This is a genomic window from Actinoallomurus bryophytorum, assembly GCF_006716425.1.
GTDB lineage: Bacteria > Actinomycetota > Actinomycetes > Streptosporangiales > Streptosporangiaceae > Actinoallomurus > Actinoallomurus bryophytorum.
The window spans coordinates 14,657-33,022 of sequence record NZ_VFOZ01000002.1; the positions used below are offsets into that span (position 1 = coordinate 14,657).

18 protein-coding genes are annotated in these 18,366 nt (G+C 71.2%); 12 read left to right on the plus strand and 6 right to left on the minus strand.

Annotated features, from left to right (window positions below; all coding sequences use genetic code 11):
- Positions 1 to 25: 25 nt before the first annotated feature.
- Complete coding sequence (locus tag FB559_RS36255; RefSeq protein ID WP_141962161.1) at positions 26 to 1,627, minus strand: FAD-dependent monooxygenase; 1,602 nt, start codon at positions 1,625 to 1,627, stop codon at positions 26 to 28.
- 39 nt (positions 1,628 to 1,666) lie between these two features.
- Positions 1,667 to 2,209 (minus strand): quercetin 2,3-dioxygenase, encoded by a 543-nt coding sequence (locus tag FB559_RS36260; RefSeq protein ID WP_141962162.1) that lies wholly within the window; start codon positions 2,207 to 2,209, stop codon positions 1,667 to 1,669.
- Between the two features lie 162 nt (positions 2,210 to 2,371).
- Between FB559_RS36260 and FB559_RS36265 the strand changes: the two genes are divergently transcribed.
- Together FB559_RS36265 and FB559_RS36270 are read left to right on the plus strand one after the other, a co-directional pair.
- Entirely contained in the window at positions 2,372 to 3,061 is a 690-nt protein-coding gene (locus FB559_RS36265) for an NADPH-dependent F420 reductase (protein ID WP_141962163.1), read from the plus strand.
- A 95-nt stretch (positions 3,062 to 3,156) separates the two neighbouring features.
- Positions 3,157 to 3,561, plus strand: coding sequence for a pyridoxamine 5'-phosphate oxidase family protein (locus tag FB559_RS36270; RefSeq protein ID WP_141962164.1), 405 nt, complete (start codon positions 3,157 to 3,159; stop codon positions 3,559 to 3,561).
- A 32-nt stretch (positions 3,562 to 3,593) separates the two neighbouring features.
- Here FB559_RS36270 and FB559_RS45900 read toward each other — a convergent pair whose 3' ends face one another.
- Positions 3,594 to 4,715 (minus strand): helix-turn-helix transcriptional regulator, encoded by a 1,122-nt coding sequence (locus tag FB559_RS45900; protein WP_141962165.1) that lies wholly within the window; start codon positions 4,713 to 4,715, stop codon positions 3,594 to 3,596.
- A gap of 159 nt (positions 4,716 to 4,874) precedes the next feature.
- On the opposite strand from FB559_RS45900, the gene FB559_RS36280 reads away from it, so the two are divergent.
- From FB559_RS36280 to FB559_RS36305, 6 genes are all read left to right on the plus strand, one after another.
- The gene (locus FB559_RS36280; RefSeq protein ID WP_141962166.1) at positions 4,875 to 5,483 is read left to right on the plus strand and encodes a dihydrofolate reductase family protein; all 609 of its coding nucleotides are present in this window, start codon (positions 4,875 to 4,877) and stop codon (positions 5,481 to 5,483) included.
- A gap of 4 nt (positions 5,484 to 5,487) precedes the next feature.
- Positions 5,488 to 6,075, plus strand: a complete 588-nt coding sequence (locus FB559_RS36285) for a dihydrofolate reductase family protein (RefSeq protein ID WP_141962167.1) — start codon at positions 5,488 to 5,490, stop codon at positions 6,073 to 6,075.
- 107 nt (positions 6,076 to 6,182) lie between these two features.
- Positions 6,183 to 6,845 (plus strand): TetR/AcrR family transcriptional regulator, encoded by a 663-nt coding sequence (locus FB559_RS36290; protein WP_141962168.1) that lies wholly within the window; start codon positions 6,183 to 6,185, stop codon positions 6,843 to 6,845.
- Complete coding sequence (locus FB559_RS36295) at positions 6,842 to 8,068, plus strand: sensor histidine kinase (RefSeq protein ID WP_141962169.1); 1,227 nt, start codon at positions 6,842 to 6,844, stop codon at positions 8,066 to 8,068. The genes FB559_RS36290 and FB559_RS36295 overlap by 4 nt, the downstream gene beginning before the upstream one ends.
- Positions 8,065 to 8,745 carry a response regulator transcription factor gene (locus FB559_RS36300; RefSeq protein ID WP_141962170.1) on the plus strand — a complete coding sequence of 227 codons (681 nt, stop codon included), beginning with the start codon at positions 8,065 to 8,067 and terminating at the stop codon, positions 8,743 to 8,745. The genes FB559_RS36295 and FB559_RS36300 overlap by 4 nt, the downstream gene beginning before the upstream one ends.
- A gap of 155 nt (positions 8,746 to 8,900) precedes the next feature.
- Positions 8,901 to 11,045, plus strand: a complete 2,145-nt coding sequence (locus FB559_RS36305) for an MMPL family transporter (protein ID WP_221640597.1) — start codon at positions 8,901 to 8,903, stop codon at positions 11,043 to 11,045.
- Positions 11,046 to 11,057: 12 nt separating this feature from the next.
- Here FB559_RS36305 and FB559_RS36310 read toward each other — a convergent pair whose 3' ends face one another.
- A complete protein-coding gene (locus FB559_RS36310) occupies positions 11,058 to 12,089 on the minus strand; it encodes a methyltransferase domain-containing protein (protein ID WP_221640598.1) in 1,032 nt (343 codons plus the stop codon).
- Between the two features lie 413 nt (positions 12,090 to 12,502).
- On the opposite strand from FB559_RS36310, the gene FB559_RS36315 reads away from it, so the two are divergent.
- Positions 12,503 to 13,660, plus strand: a complete 1,158-nt coding sequence (locus FB559_RS36315) for a M24 family metallopeptidase (RefSeq protein WP_185792642.1) — start codon at positions 12,503 to 12,505, stop codon at positions 13,658 to 13,660.
- A gap of 152 nt (positions 13,661 to 13,812) precedes the next feature.
- On the opposite strand, the gene FB559_RS36320 is transcribed toward FB559_RS36315, so the two are convergent.
- Together FB559_RS36320 and FB559_RS36325 are read right to left on the minus strand one after the other, a co-directional pair.
- A complete protein-coding gene (locus FB559_RS36320; protein WP_141962173.1) occupies positions 13,813 to 14,472 on the minus strand; it encodes a hypothetical protein in 660 nt (219 codons plus the stop codon).
- A gap of 239 nt (positions 14,473 to 14,711) precedes the next feature.
- The gene (locus FB559_RS36325) at positions 14,712 to 15,260 is read right to left on the minus strand and encodes a hypothetical protein (RefSeq protein WP_141962174.1); all 549 of its coding nucleotides are present in this window, start codon (positions 15,258 to 15,260) and stop codon (positions 14,712 to 14,714) included.
- 151 nt (positions 15,261 to 15,411) lie between these two features.
- Here FB559_RS36325 and FB559_RS36330 point away from each other — a divergent pair, with 151 nt between their 5' ends.
- Genes FB559_RS36330 through dmpG form a run of 3 tightly spaced genes read left to right on the plus strand, consistent with a single transcriptional unit; the run spans position 15,412 to position 18,364 of the window.
- Positions 15,412 to 16,365, plus strand: coding sequence for a hypothetical protein (locus tag FB559_RS36330; RefSeq protein WP_141962175.1), 954 nt, complete (start codon positions 15,412 to 15,414; stop codon positions 16,363 to 16,365).
- Positions 16,362 to 17,321, plus strand: coding sequence for an acetaldehyde dehydrogenase (acetylating) (locus FB559_RS36335; protein ID WP_141962176.1), 960 nt, complete (start codon positions 16,362 to 16,364; stop codon positions 17,319 to 17,321). The genes FB559_RS36330 and FB559_RS36335 overlap by 4 nt, the downstream gene beginning before the upstream one ends.
- Positions 17,318 to 18,364, plus strand: a complete 1,047-nt coding sequence (gene dmpG, locus FB559_RS36340; protein WP_246122706.1) for a 4-hydroxy-2-oxovalerate aldolase — start codon at positions 17,318 to 17,320, stop codon at positions 18,362 to 18,364. Before FB559_RS36335 ends, dmpG begins: the two co-directional genes overlap by 4 nt.
- Positions 18,365 to 18,366 lie beyond the last annotated feature (2 nt).

Consider the following 18,366-nt stretch of genomic DNA (forward strand, 5'->3'; position numbering starts at 1 on the left):
GCCGTCCGCGCGCCGCGCCGCGTCCTCAGCCGGCGCCCCGTACGACGTCGAGGACCCGCCCGGCGCCGGCGTCGCCGGACCCGCGCCAGGCCACGTGCTGGTCGGGACGGACCAGGACGAGATCGGCGCCGTACCGGTCGTGCAGGGCGGTCCGCGTCAGGTCCACCACCGTGAGGGGGACGCCGCGCGCCCGCGCCGATCTCTCGAAGGCGGCGGACGGTGCGGGGCCCAGGCGCAGGAGCGTGAAGCCGTCGCCCAGCGCGTCGTAGAGCGAACGGCCATCGGGGAGCCAGGCGTGCGGGAGGCGTGCGCCCGGGCGGCCGGAGCCGTGGTAGGTCCGCGGCGTGTGCGACGGGACCGGCGAGCCGTCGTCGACGACGACCGGAGAGGCGGCGTAGTGGTAACCGAGGACCAGCCCTTCGCTGTGGAACTCACCGGCCTTGGCCCGTAGTGCCGCCGCGACCTCGGCCCGGTGCCGGTCCGCCGCTTCGCCGTCTCCGGTGAGCGGATGGCCGGCGAAGGAGGGGGCGAGCAGTTTCTCCTGCGCGGCGCTGTCGGTGATGGTCTGGGCGGCCACGGGCCGGCGCTCGGTCTCGTAGCTGTCCAGCAGCGCGGGATCGCCCCAGCCCTGGAGTACGGCGGCGAGCCGCCAGCCGATGTTGACCGCGTCGCCGACACAGGTGTTGTAGCCGTGCCCGCCCCACGGCGGGTTGAGATGGGCGGCGTCGCCGACCAGGAACACGCGCCCGGAACGGTAGCGGTCGGACAGCAGCATCCGCGCGACCCACGGGTCGGTGCCGACGACGCGCACGGGTACGTCCGGCGCGGAGCCGATGAGGGAACGCACCAGCGCCTGCGGGTCCGGCGTGGAGACACGGGTGTCGACCCGCTGGATGATGGCCCACCATCGGTCCTTCAGGTCGAGCCGGCCCATCAGGCCGGACGCCTCCGGGCCGACCACCCAGTACTGCACCGCCGGGTCCAGGGCGATCCTGCGGTCGAGGCCCGGTGAACGGAAGACGATGCTGAGGTTGGGCCGTTCGCCGGACGACCCGGCGTACACCGCGCCGGCCGCCTCCCGGGTGACACCGCCGGCGCCGTCGCAGCCCAGCAGGTACTCGGCCTCGATCACGCGGGCGGCGCCGTCGCCGGCCGTCACCGTGACGCGCACCGCGCGGGCGTCCTGTTCGACGCCGGTGACCGTGTGCCCGGTCAGGCAGGTGACGGAGGACAGGTCGGCCACCGCCTCGCGGAGCACCCGTTCGGCGAGCGGCTGCGGTATCTGCTGACCCGGCTCCGCCCAGTGCTCGCTGCGCCCTTCGTACAGCCCGAAGGCGTTACGGAACCGGGTGAGCTCGGTACCGAGCAGTGCCGTGCAGAAGATGACGTCCTGCGACCAGGAGACGGAAAGCGGCGCCACGGCGCGCAGCCGGTCCGCCAGACCCCAGCGGCGCAGGTGCTCCATGGTCCGGATACTGGTGGTCTTGGCGCGCGGCCGGTCGTCGTCGACGGTGAGACGCGGCTCCACCAGGCAGACGCGGATCCCCCGCCGGCCGAGCTCGACCGCCGCGGCGAGCCCGGCCGGTCCGCCGCCCGCGATGAGCACCTGCGGTGCGGCCTCCGTCACGCGACAGGCACCGCGAGCACCTCGCCGGGCGTCGTCATCTCAGCCGTCCAGCCGAAGGTCGAAGCGGAACTCGTTGCCGAACTCCCGCCCGGCCGCGGCGAGATGCTCGGCCGAGGGAACATGCGGCGGCCGGGGCAGCCCGCGCGAGTCGGTACGGGTGCCGGCGGCGGCGAAGAAGCGCTCGAAGCCACCGGTGCAGACGCCGAGGATCCTGGTGTCGTCGGCCTCGACCCGGAAGCTGTGCGGCAGACCGGCGGGTACGTATCCGAAGTCGCCGGGGCCCAGCAGCCTCTCCAGCCGTTCGCCCTCCGCGTCCTGGATCCACACGCGCGCCCGGCCGCCCAGAACGAAGAAGATCTCGTGCACGTCGGCGTGCGTGTGGGTGGGGATCGCCTCGCCCCGGGGAGCGGCCAGGGTGAAGACCCCGAACTGTCCCTCGGTCTCGTCCTTGCTGAGCAGGACGGTGACCAGAGAGTCGAACAGGTGCGCGCGCTCCCCCTCACCCGCCGGGAGGAAGAAGGGCAGTGGCCTGCCCGGAAGCGTGAAGTCCTCCGCGCCGGCCTTGGCGAACTCCGCGGTCATCGGTCACCTCGAATTCGAATCGGCTCGCCGTCACGCGACGACCAGCAGAACGTGATGACCGAAGAATGAACCGGCGGGACACTCCGCGCCAGAGGGGACGGCCGCCTCCACGAACCGAGGGCCGGCGGAACATCCGCCGGCCACGACGCGTTACCACGCTCCATGGCGACACTTGGACTGATCGGAAGCGGATACATAGGTGGCACCCTGGCGCGACTCGCCGTCGAGGCCGGGCTGGACGTGGTGCTCAGCAACTCGCGAGGACCGGAGACCCTCGCCGACCTCGCGGCGGAACTCGGCGCGCGGGCCACGGCGGGAACATCGGAGGAGGCCGCGGCCTCCGGGGACTGGGTCGTGGTCACCATCCCGTTCAAGAACTATCCCCAGGTGCCGCAGGCGCCGCTCGAGGGCAAGACCGTCATCGACACGGGCAACTACTACCCGCAGCGTGACGGCCGGTTCGCGGAGCTGGACTCGCACGCCACCACGAGCAGCGAGCTGGTCCAGGCCCATCTGGATGGGTCACACGTGGTGAAGGCGTTCAACAACATCTACTTCGAGCACCTCTGGTCACTGGCCCGTCCGGCCGGCGCGCCGGACCGTTCCGCGCTGTCGATCGCCGGGGACGACGCTCAGGCCAAGGCGAGGACGACCGCGCTGCTGGACACCCTCGGGTTCGACGTGGTGGACGCCGGTCCGCTCTCCGAAGGGTGGCGCCAGGAGCCGGGCACACCCGCCTACGGGAGTCCCTACCTGAAGGACCCGGCCGCCGCGCTGACCGCGGACCCGGGCGCTCCGGCCGGGGTGGCCGAGATCCGCGAGGCGCTGGCCGAGGCCGTACGCGGTAGCTGAAGCCGCCGGGCCCCCTGAGCGTGGCGGCGCATGCGTACCGGGGACGCGCCGCACGCGTCCGCCGGCGGGGGGCCGGCCGGCACTAGGGTGTCGGCGTGGCCACACTCCCGCGGCGGCTGGGCGCGGACGCGCTGGAGTTCCTGCGGGAACGCCATCTCGCGACGCTCACCTCGATACGGCCGGACGGCTCACCGCACGTGGTGCCGGTCGGCTTCACCTGGGACGCCGAAAGAGAGCTAGCCCGGGTGATCACCGACGGGTCGAGCATCAAGGCCCGTATCGCCACCGCGGGAGGGCGCGTCGCGCTGTGCCAGGTCGACGGCCGCCGCTGGCTCACCCTGGAGGGGACGAGCGCGGTCAGCGACGACCCGGCGCGGGTGGCCGATGCGGTGGCCCGCTACGCCGAGCGCTACCGGAAGCCGCGCGAGAACCCGCACCGGGTGGTCATCGAGATCACCGTGGAGAGGGTGCTCGCATCGTCCGGCCTCCTCGGCCCCTAGGGCGCGCGGGATCGGGGCGCCCGGATCCTTCATCACATGTCCGCGGCGATTCCCGACGTCAAGGAGACGGCGTAATGATCGAGGAACAGCCGGGCGATCAGGTCGCCGCGTGAACCGCTGCCCGACTTGGCGAAGACCGACTTCAAGTGGTCCTGAACGGTGTACGACGACACGTGCAGCCGGGCGGCGATCTGCTTGGTGGACAGGCCCTTGGCCACCAGTTCGGTGACCCGGCGCTCGCTGTCGGTGAAGCCGTAGGCATCGACCATCAGGGGCGCCATCTCGGCGGGGCGAGCGGCTTCCAGCATCACCGCGACCTGCGATTCCGGACCGTCGTTCAGCAGCGAGCCTCGGATGGTCAGCCACCGGCCGGCCCGGGTGCGCGCCCGTGCCTTGGCCGGTCGGGTACGGGCCGGCGCGGGTGCCGCACCCGTTGCGGCGCCGCAGACCGAACGGGCCTGGCGGGCGACAGAGGAGATCACCAGTGGCAGCCGAGCGCCCTCTCTGCCGCCGGTGCCCAGCTCGTCCAGCAGGTGATCCGCCGCCCTGTTGGACATGCGCACGCCGTCATCGGCGTCGAGGACCAGCAGACCGGCGTCGCCGTCACCGGCCTGCGCGCCACCGAGTAACAGGCCGCGCCGTAGTCCGTCGGCGATCACGCCGGCGATCGACGATACGAGCTCCACCTCGGCCGGGGAGAAGTGCGGGCGCCCTGCCTCACGGAACACGGTCAGCTGCCCCCAGGTCCCGGTGCTGTCGGCGAGCACCACCCGCAGTTCATCGGAGAATCCGCCGGGGCGGCGGATCTCCCGCTGACGCAGGCTACGGTCGAGATCACCGGCGGTGGCGTCGCTCAGGCTGCCGGCCGGGCGACCGGCACGGGCGAGCTGTGCCCACTTGTTGAAGTCCGGCTCGCGCACCTCGATCTCCACGAGCCGGAGCAGCTCCGCCGCGGGCAGGCCGTTCTCCACGAACTCCGCGGTCGGGAGCATGGTCGCCGGGTCGATCGTCATCAGGCAGGTGCCCTCGGCGGGCACGGCCCGTGCCAAGGCGTCGCCGACGGCCCGCGCGAACTCCGGCACGGGCAACCCCCGGTGAACCAGCCTGAGGATCTCGTCGCGGACGCGCGCATGCGCCGCCGATGCGGTGACCACAATCGGGATCTTATGGCGGCCTCCGGCATCACCCCAGAAATCTGGGATACAACCCGGCTCCACGATCTCGCATGCTGGGCAGCGCACACATCAGTGTCCGCCCGGCAGGGCGGACCGCAAAGGGGAGCCCCCTTCGCACGTACCGGAAGGACGGGAAACATGAGTAAGACCGTGCTGTACATGTCGATGTCGGTGGACGGGTTCATCGCCGGGCCGAACGTGGCGGCGGGCAACGGGCTCGGTGACAAAGGACAGCGGTTGCATGAGTGGTTTCTGCCGGACGCCGACGCAGAGCAGAGAAGGGGCGGCCACCTGGCGGGCGTGAACCGTGACGTCATGGACGAGGCCATGGCCACCGGGGCGGTCGTCGTCGGCCGGCGGACGTTCGAGCTCGCCGGCGGCTGGGACGGCGACCACCACGATGGCGTGCCGATCTTCGTCCTGAGCCGCCATCGGCCCGATCCCCAGCCACCATGGCCGGGGGTCACCTATGTAGGCGACGTCACGGCCGCGATGAACATGGCCAAGGACGCGGCCGGCGCGGCCGGCGACAAGGACGTACTGGTCCATGGAGCCCGCACCGCTCGGCTGGCACTTGCCGCAGGCGTCCTGGACGAACTACAGATTCACCTGATCCCGGTCCTGCTCGGACAGGGCGAACCGCTCTTCGCGGACATGCCACCCGACCACGTCGAGCTCGAACTGCTCCGTGCCGTGGACGGGCCGGGCGTGGCGCACCTGCGCTACCGCGTGAGGACGGCGGGCTGAGACGATGGCACTCATCCGGCTGTACATGACCATGTCCCTGGACGGTTACGTCACCGGGCCGCAGGACGGCCTGGACACCCCGATGGGCATCGGCGGGTTCCGCCTTTTCAACTGGCTCGACCGGCGCAATGACCCGGGACCGAGCGGACAGGTCTACGCCGAGGTGATGGCCACCCGCGCCGTCATCTCCGGCCGCCGCACCTACGAGCACGCCGGCCGCTGGCAGGGCGACCACCACAACGGCGTCCCGGTCTTCGTCCTGACCCACGACGTCCCGGACGACCCGCCGCCGGGCAGCGTCCGTTACGTCACCGACGTACGAGAGTGTGCCTCACAGGCCCGCGCGGCAGCCGGAGACGGCGACGTGATGGTGCACGGTGCCGGGGCGGCGCAGGCGCTGCTGCGGGCAGGGCAGCTCGACGAACTGGAGCTGCACGTCGTACCGGTCCTGCTCGGGCGGGGACGAAGGCTGTTCGACCATCTGCCCGCCGAGCACATCGAGCTGGACCCGGTCCGCCGGTTGACCACTCCGCAGGTCGAGGATCTCGCGCAGCATGTCACGCACATGCGCTACCGCATCCGCCGTCCGTGACCCGGAGCCTGACCGGCCGTCCCCCGCTGGTGCCGGGTGAGCCGTGCCCGCACGGCCCGCTGTTAACGAGACAATCCTGTCTTGTTACGAGATGATATCGTCTTGTTATGACCTCTACGAGCGGTGAGACCGACCCGCGGGTGGTACGCAGCCGAGCGCGAGTCCTGGACGCGGTGGCGTACCTGCTGGTCGAAAAGGGGGTACGGGGGGTCACCGTCGAGGCCGTGATGGCGCGTTCCGGAGTGGCGCGTGCCACGGTCTACCGGCACTGGCCGACCCGCCAGGAGCTCGTCCTGGCCGGGCTGCGGCATCTGCTGCCGCCCCCCGTTCCGCCGATCGCGGTCGACGGCACGCTCGCCCAGCGGCTGACGTCCTCCCTCGGCGAACTCGCCCGCCAGATGTCGGTCGAGCCGTGGGCCCACGCGATCCCCGCCCTGCTGGAGGCGGCACGCCGCGAGCCCGAGATCGCGGCGGCGACGGCACGGTTCGTGGCCGACCGGCAGGCGCCCCTGCGTGCCGTGCTCCGCGAGGCCGTCGAGGGCGGCGCGCTGCCGCCCGTGGACGTCGAACTGGCACTCGCCGAGCTGCTGGGGCCGTTCGTGTACCGGCGTCTCATCACCTCCGAACCCCTCGACGAGGCGCTGTGCGCGAACGTCGTCGAGGACTTTCTCCGTGGCCACGCCGCCCGTGATACTGCGGACGCAGTAGCCGGACTCTCGTCCCCTGGGGCAACGGCGCATGACGGGCCGCCGACTACCGTGGAGGGGTGAGCCGTCTGACCGAGGTGAGGCAGGCCGCCCGGCGGCATCCGCTCGTCTCGGACGGCGTTCTCGCCGTCACCGTCTATGCCCTGGCCCTCATGGCGTCCTCGATGTCGCACGGGTACGACACCGGGCCGCTGGACGCGCAGCGGACGATCGTCGGCGCGCTGATCTCCGGTGCGCTCGTCTTCCGGCGGCGGTGGCCGCGGGGGGTGCTGGCGTTCACCACGGCAGGGACGGCTCTGTACCTTGCGCTCGGCGGTCTCCGCGGCCCGCTGATGCTGGTGATCATGGTCGCGATGTACACGGTCGCCCTGGACAGCTCCCGGCGGACCACCGTGACGGTGGCGACCTGGACCGCCCTGCTCCTGGCCACCGCCGGAATGGTGTTCGGCGACCACTACTGGCTCAGCCCGGTGATCGTGAGCGTCGTGGCCCAGACGGGGCTGGCGGCGGCGGTGGGCGACGCCGTACGCAGCCGGCGGGCCTATGTCACGGCGGTCGAGGAGCGCGCGCACCGCGCCGAGCGGACCCGTGAGGAGGAGGCGGAGCGCCGCGTCATGGAAGAACGCCTGCGCATCGCGCGGGAGCTGCACGACGTGCTCGCCCACCACGTCGCGCTGATCAACGTGCAGGCGGGAGTCGCCGCGCACGTCCTGGAGACCGATCCCTCGCAGGCACGTGAGGCCCTGGCCCACATCCGGCAGGCCGGGCGGTCGGCGCTGGAGGAGCTGCGCACCACCGTCGGGCTGCTCCGACGGCCGAACGCCCGGCCGGACCCCGCCACGCCGCAGACGGCTCCCGAACCCGTGCCCGGACTGGACCGGCTCCCCCAGCTGATCGCCTCCTTCACCGCCACCGGTCTCCGCGTCGACCGGCAGGTCGAGGGCGACGCGCGCGAGCTCCCCGCCACCGTCGACCTCACCGCGTACCGCATCGTCCAGGAGGCGCTGACGAACGTACGCAAGCACGCACCCGAGGCCACCGCCGTCGTGCGCCTCACCTATCTGCCCGGTGAGTTCCGTCTCGAGGTCACCGACAGCGGGACGAGCGCGCCTCAGGACACGGCGGGGACCGGCCACGGGCTGCTCGGGATGCGTGAACGCGCGCTGTCGGTCGGCGGGGCCTTCACCGCACGCCACGAGGCCGGCCGCGGGTTCCGGGTCACGGCGGTCCTCCCTGCGCTCGCGCCTCCCGGCGCCGTGCCGTCGGCCACGACGGGCACCGCGTGACGATCCGGGTGGCGCTGGCCGATGACCAGTCACTGGTACGCGCGGGCTTCCGCGTGCTGGTGAACTCCGCCCCCGATCTCGAGGTGGTCGGAGAGGCCGCGAACGGCCAGGAGGTCGTGGCGCTGGCACGCGACACGAGACCGGACGTCGTGCTGATGGACATACGGATGCCCGACATGGACGGGCTGGTCGCCACCCGGCAGATCACCGCCGACGAGACCCTGGCCGCCGTACGTGTCCTCGTGCTCACGACGTTCGAGATCGACGAATACGTCTTCGCGGCACTGCGGGCCGGTGCCAGCGGGTTCCTCGGCAAGGGGGTCGAGGCGGTGGAGCTGCAGGACGCCATCCGTGTCGTGGCCCGCGGTGACGCCCTGCTCTCACCGGCGGCGACGCGTGGGCTCATCGGCCGGTTCCTCGACACCACCACGGAGATCGCCGCCGGGGCCGAGGAGCGCCTGACCGAGCTGACCGAACGGGAACGCGATGTGATGATCATGGTGGCGGCGGGACTCACCAACGACGACATCGCCGATCGGCTGCGGATCAGTCCCTTCACCGCCAAGACCCACGTGAACCGCGCCATGACCAAGCTCGGCGCGCACGACCGGGCCCAGCTCGTGATCATCGCCTACGAGACCGGACTGGTGCGCCCCGCCGGGCGGTCCTCGCAGTAGCCGGGCCGCGGGACTACTGCGCACGCGGTAGCGCAAGACCCTTCGCCAGGCGGACGGATCCCGTCCGCTAGAACCACCATGCTTAGACGTAACCGATATCTGGGGGTTTCAACTTGTCCGCGCTCGCGCGCTGGTGCTATCGGCATCGGCTCATCGTGGTACTTCTGTGGCTGGTCGCCGTCGCCGGACTGGGCGTCGCATCCAAGGCCGTCGGCTCGGCCTACAGCGACAACTTCTCCCTGCCCGGCACGGAGTCGACCAAGGCCCTGCAGCTGCTGCAGAAGTCCCTGCCGGCCCAGTCCGGTGACAGCGCCACGGTGGTCTGGCAGACGGGCGAGGGAAGCACGGTAAAGGACCCGGCCGTCCAGCAGCGCATGACCGCCACCCTCGGCAAGGTCGCCAAGTTGCCGTCCGTGACGTCGGTGACCAGCCCGTACACCGCGCGCGGTGCCCGCCAGATCAGCAAGGACGGCCGCACCGCCTACGCGCAGATCTCGTTCGACCAGCTGGGGAACAAGCTGCCGAAGGGCGACATCCAGCGGGTGGTCGACACCGCGGAACAGGCACGTACGGCGGGGCTACGGGTCGAGCTCGGCGGCAACTCCATCAGCCAGACCGAACGCACCCCGCCCTCCAGCAGTGAGGCGGTCGGCGTGCTGGCGGCCGCGATCGTGCTGTTCCTCGCGTTCGGCTCCCTGTTCGCCATGCTGCTGCCGATCCTGACCGCGATCGCCGGTGTCGGCACGGGACTCCTGACCGTGGGCCTGCTCACGCACGCCCTGGACATCGGCCAGATCGGCCCGATCCTGGGCGCCCTCATCGGCCTGGGCGTCGGCATCGACTACGCCCTGTTCATCGTCACGAGACACCGCTCCGGTCTGCGGGCGGGCATGACCGTCGAGGAATCGGTGGTCAAGGCGATCGACACGTCCGGACGGGCGGTGCTGTTCGCCGGCGCCACCGTCGTGATCGCGCTGCTGGGCATGCTCGTGCTCGGCATGAGCTTCCTGAACGGCCTGGCCATCGCGTCGGCCACCACGGTCGTGGCCACCGTACTGGCCGCGATCACCCTGCTGCCGGCCCTGCTCGGCTTCCTCGGGATGCGCACGCTGAGCCGCCGCGAACGTCGCCTGACGGCGGCGGGGACCCCGAGCGGCGGCGGTGTGTGGCAGCGCTGGGCGAGCGTGGTCCAGCGCCGGCCCGGACTGCTGTCCACCGTCGCGATCGTGCTCATCGGCGTACTGACCCTGCCGGTGTTCTCCCTGCGCCTCGGCTCCTCCGACGCGGGCAACGACCCGTCCTCGACCACGACCCGGCAGGCGTACGACCTGCTCGCCACCGGCTTCGGGCCCGGCTTCAACGGCCCGCTCCAGCTCGTCGCCCAGACACCCGCCCCGGCGGACCAGCAGGCCCTCGGCCGGCTGGTCGACGAGGTCGGCCACCTCAAGGGAGTGGCCAGCGTCGCGGCACCGCCGATGCCGCCCGGCTCCAAGATCGGCATCGTCCAGGTGATCCCGACCACCTCCCCGCAGTCGAAACAGACCGCCGACCTGATCGACCGGCTGCGCCATGACGTCGTGCCCGCGGCGGAACGCGGCAGCACCATGAAGGTGTACGTCGGAGGTGCGACCGCGATCTTCGTCGACTTCGCCGGCGTGCTGACCGGCAAGCTGCCGCTGTTCCTCGGCGTGATCATCACCCTCGGCTTCATCCTGCTGCTCATCGCGTTCCGCAGCCTGCTGGTGCCCGCCACCGCCGCGGTGATGAACGTGCTGGCGGCAGGGGCGTCGTTCGGCGTGATCGTGGCGTTCTTCCAGTGGGGCTGGGGTTCGGAGCTGATCGGCCTGGGCGCCGCCGGCCCGGTCGAGGCGTTCCTGCCCGTGATCATGCTCTCCGTGCTGTTCGGCCTGTCAATGGACTACCAGGTGTTCCTGGTCAGCCGGATGCACGAGGAGTGGGTGCACACCCGGGACAACGCGCGTGCGGTCAACGTCGGCCAGGCGCAGACCGGCCGGGTCATCACCGCCGCGGCCACGATCATGATCGCCGTCTTCATCGCCTTCGTCTTCGGCGGTCAGCGGGTCATCGCCGAGTTCGGCATCGGGCTCGCCGCCGCCGTCGCCCTGGACGCCTTCATCCTGCGGACGGTCCTGGTCCCGTCGGTGATGCACCTGTTCGGTGCGGCCAACTGGTGGCTGCCCAGGTGGCTGGACCGGCGGCTCCCCCACCTGTCGGTCGACCCCCCGGACGGCGACCCGGTGCCGCTCGCCGAGCCCGAACTGCAGCCGAACCACGGCTGAGACGGTCCGCTGCTAGCAGCGGGTCGCCAGGGCGAGGAAACGGTCGGCCGGGTCGTCGTAGGCGTCCAGACGCCAGCCCGCGCCGGCCAGGAGCGGACCGAGCGTGGCCTCGGCGAGGGGTTCGTCGGGGCGGAGGGTCCGGCCGTGGCGGGCGGCCAGCGGCGCCCGGCCCGTGGGATGAAAGATGATCAGCCTGCCGCCGGTCCTGGTGACACGAGCCAGGCCGGCCAGGCCCGCGGCGGGGTCGAGCAGGTGGGGCACCAGCCCGGCGGCGAAGACCGCGTCGACGGCGGCGTCGGCGAATGGCAGGTGACGGGCGTCGGCCAGGAGGAGGACGGCGTCCTCCGCACGGCCGGTCGCCGCGGCGACGCCGAGCATCTGCGGCGTGATGTCCACGCCGAGCACGGTGCCGGCCGGGCCGACGGCGGCTCGCAGCGCGGGCAGGGCGCGGCCGGTGCCACAGCCCGCGTCGAGGGCGGTCGCGCCGCACGGGATCCCGGCCTCGCCGACCGCGGCGGCGTAGGCGGGCATGTCGTCGCCGAACCGGGTGTCCCAGGTCTCGGCGCGAGGCCCGAAGAAGGCCCGGCTCTCGGCGATGTACCACTCACCGCGTCCAGCCAGCCGCCCGGTCACCTGACGGATCACGGGCCACGCCGGGTCGTGCAGGTCGATCACGATGTCCGCGTCGCGCTCGGCCTCCTCGTCGGCGGCACGCCGCGGACGCAGCCAGATCACCACGTCCCAGCCACCCGCCGGGGGGCGTGCGTGCCACTCGGGCCCGTCTGCGAGCGTGACGGTGCCGGGGGTCCGCTCGGCCGTGAGGGAAGAAGCGCCGCCGACGCGCGTACACGGGCGCCCGCGGCCACCCAGCCGGGCGGCGAGCCGGTCGGCGACCACGGCGGGGTACGGGCCGCCGTCGACCACCGCGCACACCGCCCCGGACGGCAGCAACGCGGCCACGCCGTCGAGCAGCTCCTCCCAGCGACCGCGCTGTTCCCCGGTCATCGCCTCCCACGTCGGTACGGTCATGGCACCACCGGTCATGCGTCCCATGATGCACAGCGCCGGCCCGGGGGGCGACCCCGGAGTCCCGATGCGAGCGGCTCCGGCCCCCACGGGCGTGGCCTCAGGGACTTGTCACGTCGCTCGAAGCGCCCTCAGGAGCGGTGGCGAGCCGTGCCACTGCGGAATGACGGGGCGTACGCGCTGAACGGCATCGCCCGCGACCCGGTGTGTCGGTGACCGGAACACGGTCGTCAGGCGGGACCTGTCCAGGCTGCACCGGCCACGCCACGACCGGCGGCACGGGGCACCGGGACGTCCTCGCGGGCTCACGGCGGCGGCCCGGCAGAACCGGTCTCCGGCGTACCGGCCAGCTGTCCCTGGTCACGCTCGGGCGGACGGTTGACGTCATGGACCCATTGCAAACGAGTGCATCGTCCCCGACCATGCCTTATGTGACTGATGACCCACGCCCCGAACCGTTGTTCTCCGCGGCCGAGATGCACCGTCGCCGAGACGACTTCCGTGCCGAGCTGGCCCGCCGCGACCTGTCCCATGCCCTCGTCTACGGTGCGAACCGCTCCGGCAGCGCGGTGTCCTGGCTCACCGGGTGGCCGGTCACCCGTGAGGCGCTGCTGGTCGTCGGCCCCGCGGAGGCCGACGACGTACTCCTGGTGAACTTCTACAACCACGTGCCGCAGGCCCGGAGGCTGTCGCTGGTGCCGGTCGACTGGATCGGCCGGAACGCGATGACGACCGCGCTGGAGCGGCTCGCCTCCGCGGGCGGGCACCCCGCTCGCGTCGGGGTGGCCGGCCCACTGCCGTTCGGGCACTACCGGACGCTGACCGACCAGGTCGCCGAGGTGGTCGATCTCAACCCGGCCTACACCGCGATGCGCCTGGTGAAGTCGGAGGAGGAGGTGGCGGCCCTGCGCAAGGCCGCCGCGCTCACCGACGCCACGGTCGGCTCGCTCGAACGCGCCCTCCGTGAGGGAGTGACCGAGCACGAGCTCGTCGCCGAGATGGAGCACACCTATGTCGCGGCGGGCGGGATGCACCATATCCACTACCTCGGCGTCACCGGGATGGACAACCCCTCGGTGGGGGTACCGGCCCAGTGGCCGACCGCCCGGGGTATCCGCGAGCGTGACGTCGTGACCTGCGAGATCAGTGTCGCCGTCGCACCAGAGTACTCAGGGCAGCTGCTGCGGACCTTCACGGTCGGGGCCCCTCCGACCCCGCGGTACGCGCGGCTGCACGAGGTCGCCGAGGAGGCGTTCGAGACGCTCCGCACACGATTGCGGCCCGGCACGCACGCCAGGGAGCTCGCGGCGGCCGGGGCCGTCATCGAGGCGGCCGGGTTCACGGCGATCGACGACCTCGTGCACGGCTTCGGCGGCGGTTACCTGCCTCCGGTCATCGACGGCCCGGGCCGGCCTCCCGGCCCCACACCGGACGTGGTCCTGGCGGCGGGCATGACGGTGGTCGTCCAGCCCAACGTCGTCACCCGCGACCTGAGCGCGGGCGTACAGACCGGGGAACTGCTGCTCGTCAGGGACCACGGCGCCGAGCGTCTCCACGACTACCCGTACGGGCTGCGGCGCACCGGCTGAGCCAGCCTTCACCGCCTCGTGCCCGTCGCGGGCTCGAGGAGGTCGCGGCCCGTTTCGCCGCCGGTCACGCCCGGCCCTCGACGCTCGCCGACCGGCTGATGGATCCGGACAGGGCCGCCGGCCTCGTTCTGACCGCCGGCGACCGAGACGCCTCAGTCCTCCGTGGCGGCCGCTGCCTCGGTGGTCTTCTTGCCGGCCTTCTCGGCGGCCTTGGCATCGGCGTTGGAGATGAACTCCGCCGCCGCCTCGCTGCCCTTCTTGCGGTAGCGGACGGCCTCCCAGAGCGGGCCCGGGATCACGTGGATGCCGTAGTGCGCGCGGTGGTGGTTCTCGCAGAGCACCTCGAGGTTGCCCGGGGACTCGACCCACACCTGGAAGTCCTCGTCGGTCTCGAAATGCAGGCCGAGGTGCCTTTCGATGACCTTCGGGTCCACCTGGTTGATCTGGGAGAACTCGACGTGGGTGTGGTGGAGTTCGGGCTGACCCTCACAAAGGTCGTCGTCGATGATGCACTTCCACAGACCCTGTCGCTTCAGCCGGGACTTGGCCTGCTCGAAAAGGTGGTAGTGCGGGTCGTTCTCCCGCGGATGATGCCGGGGAATGTGGGTCAGCATGTGCAGCGTCAGCGCCTGCTGGTGGGCGGCGGTGACGATTCCGGCCTTCAGGTCCGATGCGTGCTCGGCGGCGTGGTCGACCTTCCGCTTCACCTTCGTGGCGGCCTTCGCCACCTTCGGGTGCTCGCGCTCCACCTTCTTCACACGTGCCTTGGTCCGCGTCTTCTCGCGACCGAAAACCTTGCTGAAAAAACCCATCGTGGGTTCACGTCCTCGATGATCCACCGCTGCCGGCAAGTGCCCCGCCCCACCGCACACCGGAGGGCGGGGGAACGCTATCGGGAGTCGTCACGCAAGATCAACCAGAAAGGAGGATCAGAGGCTGAAAGATGTGTACTCGCCCGTTCTGGGGGTAGAGAAAGCGGTTTGCCGAAGCCGGTAGGCGCCCGGCTAGCTCCGGTACGGCGCGCGGTCGGTGGCGTCGGGGGCTGGGCGGCTCAGGTTTGGCCGCATCGCGGGCAGGGCCGCTGTTCGGCCTCCGCGACGATCTTCGTGGCCTCTGCTCTGGCCGCCGCGACCAGTTCCTCGGCCTCCGAGAGGGCCATGCTGAGCACCTGCTCGACGCGTTGGCCCAGACCGGAGTAGGTGGGATTCTCCGCGCCGTTGAGCGCGAGGCATCCGCTCTCGACCTCCAGCCGCAGGATGGCGAGTTGCTCGGTGTTCAGCCAACGCGTGAGTTCCGCGGACAGCTCGTCCAGAATCTGTTCCCGGCTCTGCCCGGTCGCCGCGGCGAGGCGGACGAGCAGATAATCGCTCGCCTGGACACCGGTGACCAGGTGGCGGCTCAGGACCGTCACCATTTCCGCCGTGGTGACGACGGAATCTTCTCGTTTCGGCTTGCGGAACCTTTTCGGCTTGTCTCCCGGCCCGAACGTGCCGGCGACCTCGCCGATGAGGTTCACCCCCTCATCCAGCGGGGTGGTTCCATCACCCGTGGCGGCCATGATCCGCAACCATCGCGCCGTTGTGTCCCGCATCCAGCCCATGGCGGAACCCTACAAGATCCCGTTAGGGTCACCCGCCATCCTTTCAAAGGAATCGGGCCGGGGATGAGCCGCGATTCCCATCAATGAGATCGACTCGGATACGCCGCCGACTCTCCATTGGAAAAGAGGCGGCCGGAAAGGCGGGAATGTCATGGCCGGACGGGGCGCACGGGCCTTCGCCACACTTTCGGTCACGCTTTTATTGACGGCCTGCGGGGGCGGACAGGAACACGCGCCCGGTCACCCCGCACCCGGTCACACCGTGTCCGACGGGTCACCGAAGCCGCTCACGGATGCCGTGGCCGCGACAGAACACGCGCGTACCGTCACGGGGACCTACGTGTGGGAGACCAAAGGGCTGCCCCCTCGCCAGGGACGTTTCGCGATCCAACGAACCCCGTACGCCGCGTCGGCGCGGGACGGGTCGGAATCGGTGATCGCCGTCGGCGGTGACGGCTACAAGATGTCCACGGCGTTCGGCGACACGAAGTGGACCAAGGTCGCGTTGCGACCGCCGGGCGGCAACGCGGCGCCCGGCTCACCCGACGAGGTCTCGAAGAAGATCATCGAGATCGATTCGCTCGCCAATGTGAGGTTCTTCGCGGCGGCGTCCAAGGATTTCAAAACACTTGGCACCGACCTGAACGAGAACGGCTCCACGCACCATTTCTCCGGAGCGTTTCTGGGGCTGCAGGTCGCTGAACGGAGGAAGGTCAGGGACACCAGCGCTCCCGATCCCCGCGGCCCCTATCTACTGGAGCAAGGACGCTTTCGAGATCTGGACCGACGACCGGCAACAGGTCCGGAAGTTCGTGATCACATCCGACCAGAACATCAGGCTCACCGTAACGGCCTACGACCGGCCGATGTCGATCAAGGCGCCGCCGGCGGCCAGGACCTGACCCCGGGTCCTGACCGGCCACACCCGTACGGGCCGAGCCCCGCCCCCCGCGATCCCGGTGAGTGGAACTCCGCACGCGCGGCTTTCCCGCGCTGGGTCAGGCTGTCGTTGCGCCGATCCCGCGAGGCCCGCGACTCGCCGACGCGAGCAGGGCGCGCGTCGGCGTTCAGGGCGACTCACTCCAGGCAGAGGGACCGAAGATGAGCAGGACCGGCAGGACCAAGGTGGCGATCATCGGATCGGGCAACATCGGCACCGACCTGATGATCAAGGTGATCAGGCTCTCGGAGACTCTCGAAATGGCCGCGATGGCCGGCATCGACCCCGACTCCGAGGGGCTCGCCCGCGCGGCACGGATGAACGTGGCGGTGACCGCGGACGGGGCGGACGGGCTGATCGCGATGGACGGGTTCGAGGACATCGACATCGTCTTCGACGCGACCTCCGCGAAGGCCCACATCGCGAACGCGGCGCGCCTGGCCCCGTACGGCAAGCGGCTCGTCGACCTCACCCCGGCGGCGATCGGGCCCTACGTCGTGCCACCGGTCAACCTCGAAGAGCAGCTTCGCGCGGGTCCCCGGAACGTCAACATGGTCACCTGCGGGGGCCAGGCGACGATCCCGATGGTGTACGCGGTCTCGCGCGTCACCCCGGTGCCCTACGCCGAGATCGTCGCCTCGATCGCCTCGAAGTCGGCCGGCCCCGGCACCCGGGCGAACATCGATGAGTTCACCGAGACCACCGCGGCCGCGATCGCGGCGGTCGGCGGCGCCGGCCGCGGCAAGGCGGTGATCGTCCTCAACCCGGCGGAGCCACCGCTCATCATGCGCGACACGGTGTTCTGCCTGATCGGGACCGCCGACCACGAGGCGATCCGCGCCTCGGTCGCGGAGATGGTCGCCCGCGTACAGGAGTACGTCCCCGGCTACCGGCTCAAACAGGAGGTGCAGTTCACCCCGATCGCCGACGGCGAGCCGGTGCACACGCTGCTGCCCGATGGCGCCGGGCCGGTGACCACCAAGGTGACGGTGTTCCTCGAGGTCGAGGGGGCCGCGCACTACCTCCCGGCGTATGCGGGGAACCTCGACATCATGACCTCGGCCGCGCTGCGCACCGCCGAGACCATCGCCCGCGACGCACGCACGGAGGTGGCCCTGTGACCAAGGGAACCGGGGGAACAACCAGGCTCTACATCCAGGACGTGACACTTCGGGACGGGATGCACGCGATCCGGCACCGGATCAGCCCGGACGACGTGGCGCGGATCGCGGCCGCCCTCGACCGCGCCGGCGTCGACGCGATCGAGGTCGCGCACGGCGACGGGCTCGCCGGCGGCAGCCTCAACTACGGCCCGGGCAGCAATACCGACTGGGAATGGGTCGAGGCGGTCGCGGGGAACGTCGAGAAGGCCGTCATCACCACGCTGCTGCTCCCCGGGATCGGCACGATCGCCGAGCTCGAGCAGGCCTACGCGATGGGGGTCCGGTCGGTACGGGTGGCCACGCACTGCACCGAGGCCGACGTCTCCGCGCAGCACATCGCCAAGGCGCGCGAGCTGGGCATGGACGTCTCGGGCTTCCTGATGATGAGCCACATGGCCCCGCCCGAACGGCTCGCCGAACAGGCGAAGCTGATGGAGTCCTACGGCGCGCACTGCGTCTACGTCACCGACTCCGGCGGACGGCTGACCATGAACGGCGTACGGGACCGCATCCGCGCCTACCGCGGCGTGCTCGATCCCGCGACCCAGATCGGCATCCACGCGCACCAGAACCTCTCCCTCGCCGTGGCGAACTCGGTGGTCGCGGTCGAAGAGGGCGTCACCCGCGTGGACGCGTCGCTGGCCGGCCACGGCGCCGGAGCCGGCAACTGCCCGATCGAGCCGTTCGTGGCAGTGGCCGACCTGCAGGGCTGGCGGCACGGCTGTGACGTGTTCGCCCTGCAGGACGCCGCGGACGACCTCGTCCGCCCCCTGCAGGACCGGCCGGTGCGGGTCGACCGGGAGACGCTCACGCTCGGGTACGCCGGCGTCTACTCCAGCTTCCTGCGGCACGCGGAGACCGCCGCCGAGCACTACGGCATCGACGTACGCAGGATCCTCCTCGAGGTCGGCAAGCGTGGCCTGGTCGGAGGTCAGGAGGACATGATCGTGGACATCGCGCTCGACCTGGCGGCCGGCAGAGCCGGCGTGGGCGGTCACTGACG

Excerpts from the sequence above, each read along its gene's own strand:
- FB559_RS36260 (WP_141962162.1), bottom strand. The coding sequence starts at position 2,209 with ATGACCGCGGAGTTCGCCAAGGCCGGCGCGGAGGACTTCACGCTTCCG.
- FB559_RS36265 (WP_141962163.1), top strand. The coding sequence starts at position 2,372 with ATGGCGACACTTGGACTGATCGGAAGCGGATACATAGGTGGCACCCTG.
- FB559_RS36280 (WP_141962166.1), top strand. The coding sequence starts at position 4,875 with ATGAGTAAGACCGTGCTGTACATGTCGATGTCGGTGGACGGGTTCATC.
- FB559_RS36285 (WP_141962167.1), top strand. The coding sequence starts at position 5,488 with ATGGCACTCATCCGGCTGTACATGACCATGTCCCTGGACGGTTACGTC.
- FB559_RS36290 (WP_141962168.1), top strand. The coding sequence starts at position 6,183 with ATGACCTCTACGAGCGGTGAGACCGACCCGCGGGTGGTACGCAGCCGA.
- FB559_RS36310 (WP_221640598.1), bottom strand. The coding sequence starts at position 12,089 with ATGACCGGTGGTGCCATGACCGTACCGACGTGGGAGGCGATGACCGGG.
- FB559_RS36320 (WP_141962173.1), bottom strand. The coding sequence starts at position 14,472 with ATGGGTTTTTTCAGCAAGGTTTTCGGTCGCGAGAAGACGCGGACCAAG.
- FB559_RS36325 (WP_141962174.1), bottom strand. The coding sequence starts at position 15,260 with ATGGGCTGGATGCGGGACACAACGGCGCGATGGTTGCGGATCATGGCC.
- FB559_RS36330 (WP_141962175.1), top strand. The coding sequence starts at position 15,412 with ATGGCCGGACGGGGCGCACGGGCCTTCGCCACACTTTCGGTCACGCTT.
- FB559_RS36335 (WP_141962176.1), top strand. The coding sequence starts at position 16,362 with ATGAGCAGGACCGGCAGGACCAAGGTGGCGATCATCGGATCGGGCAAC.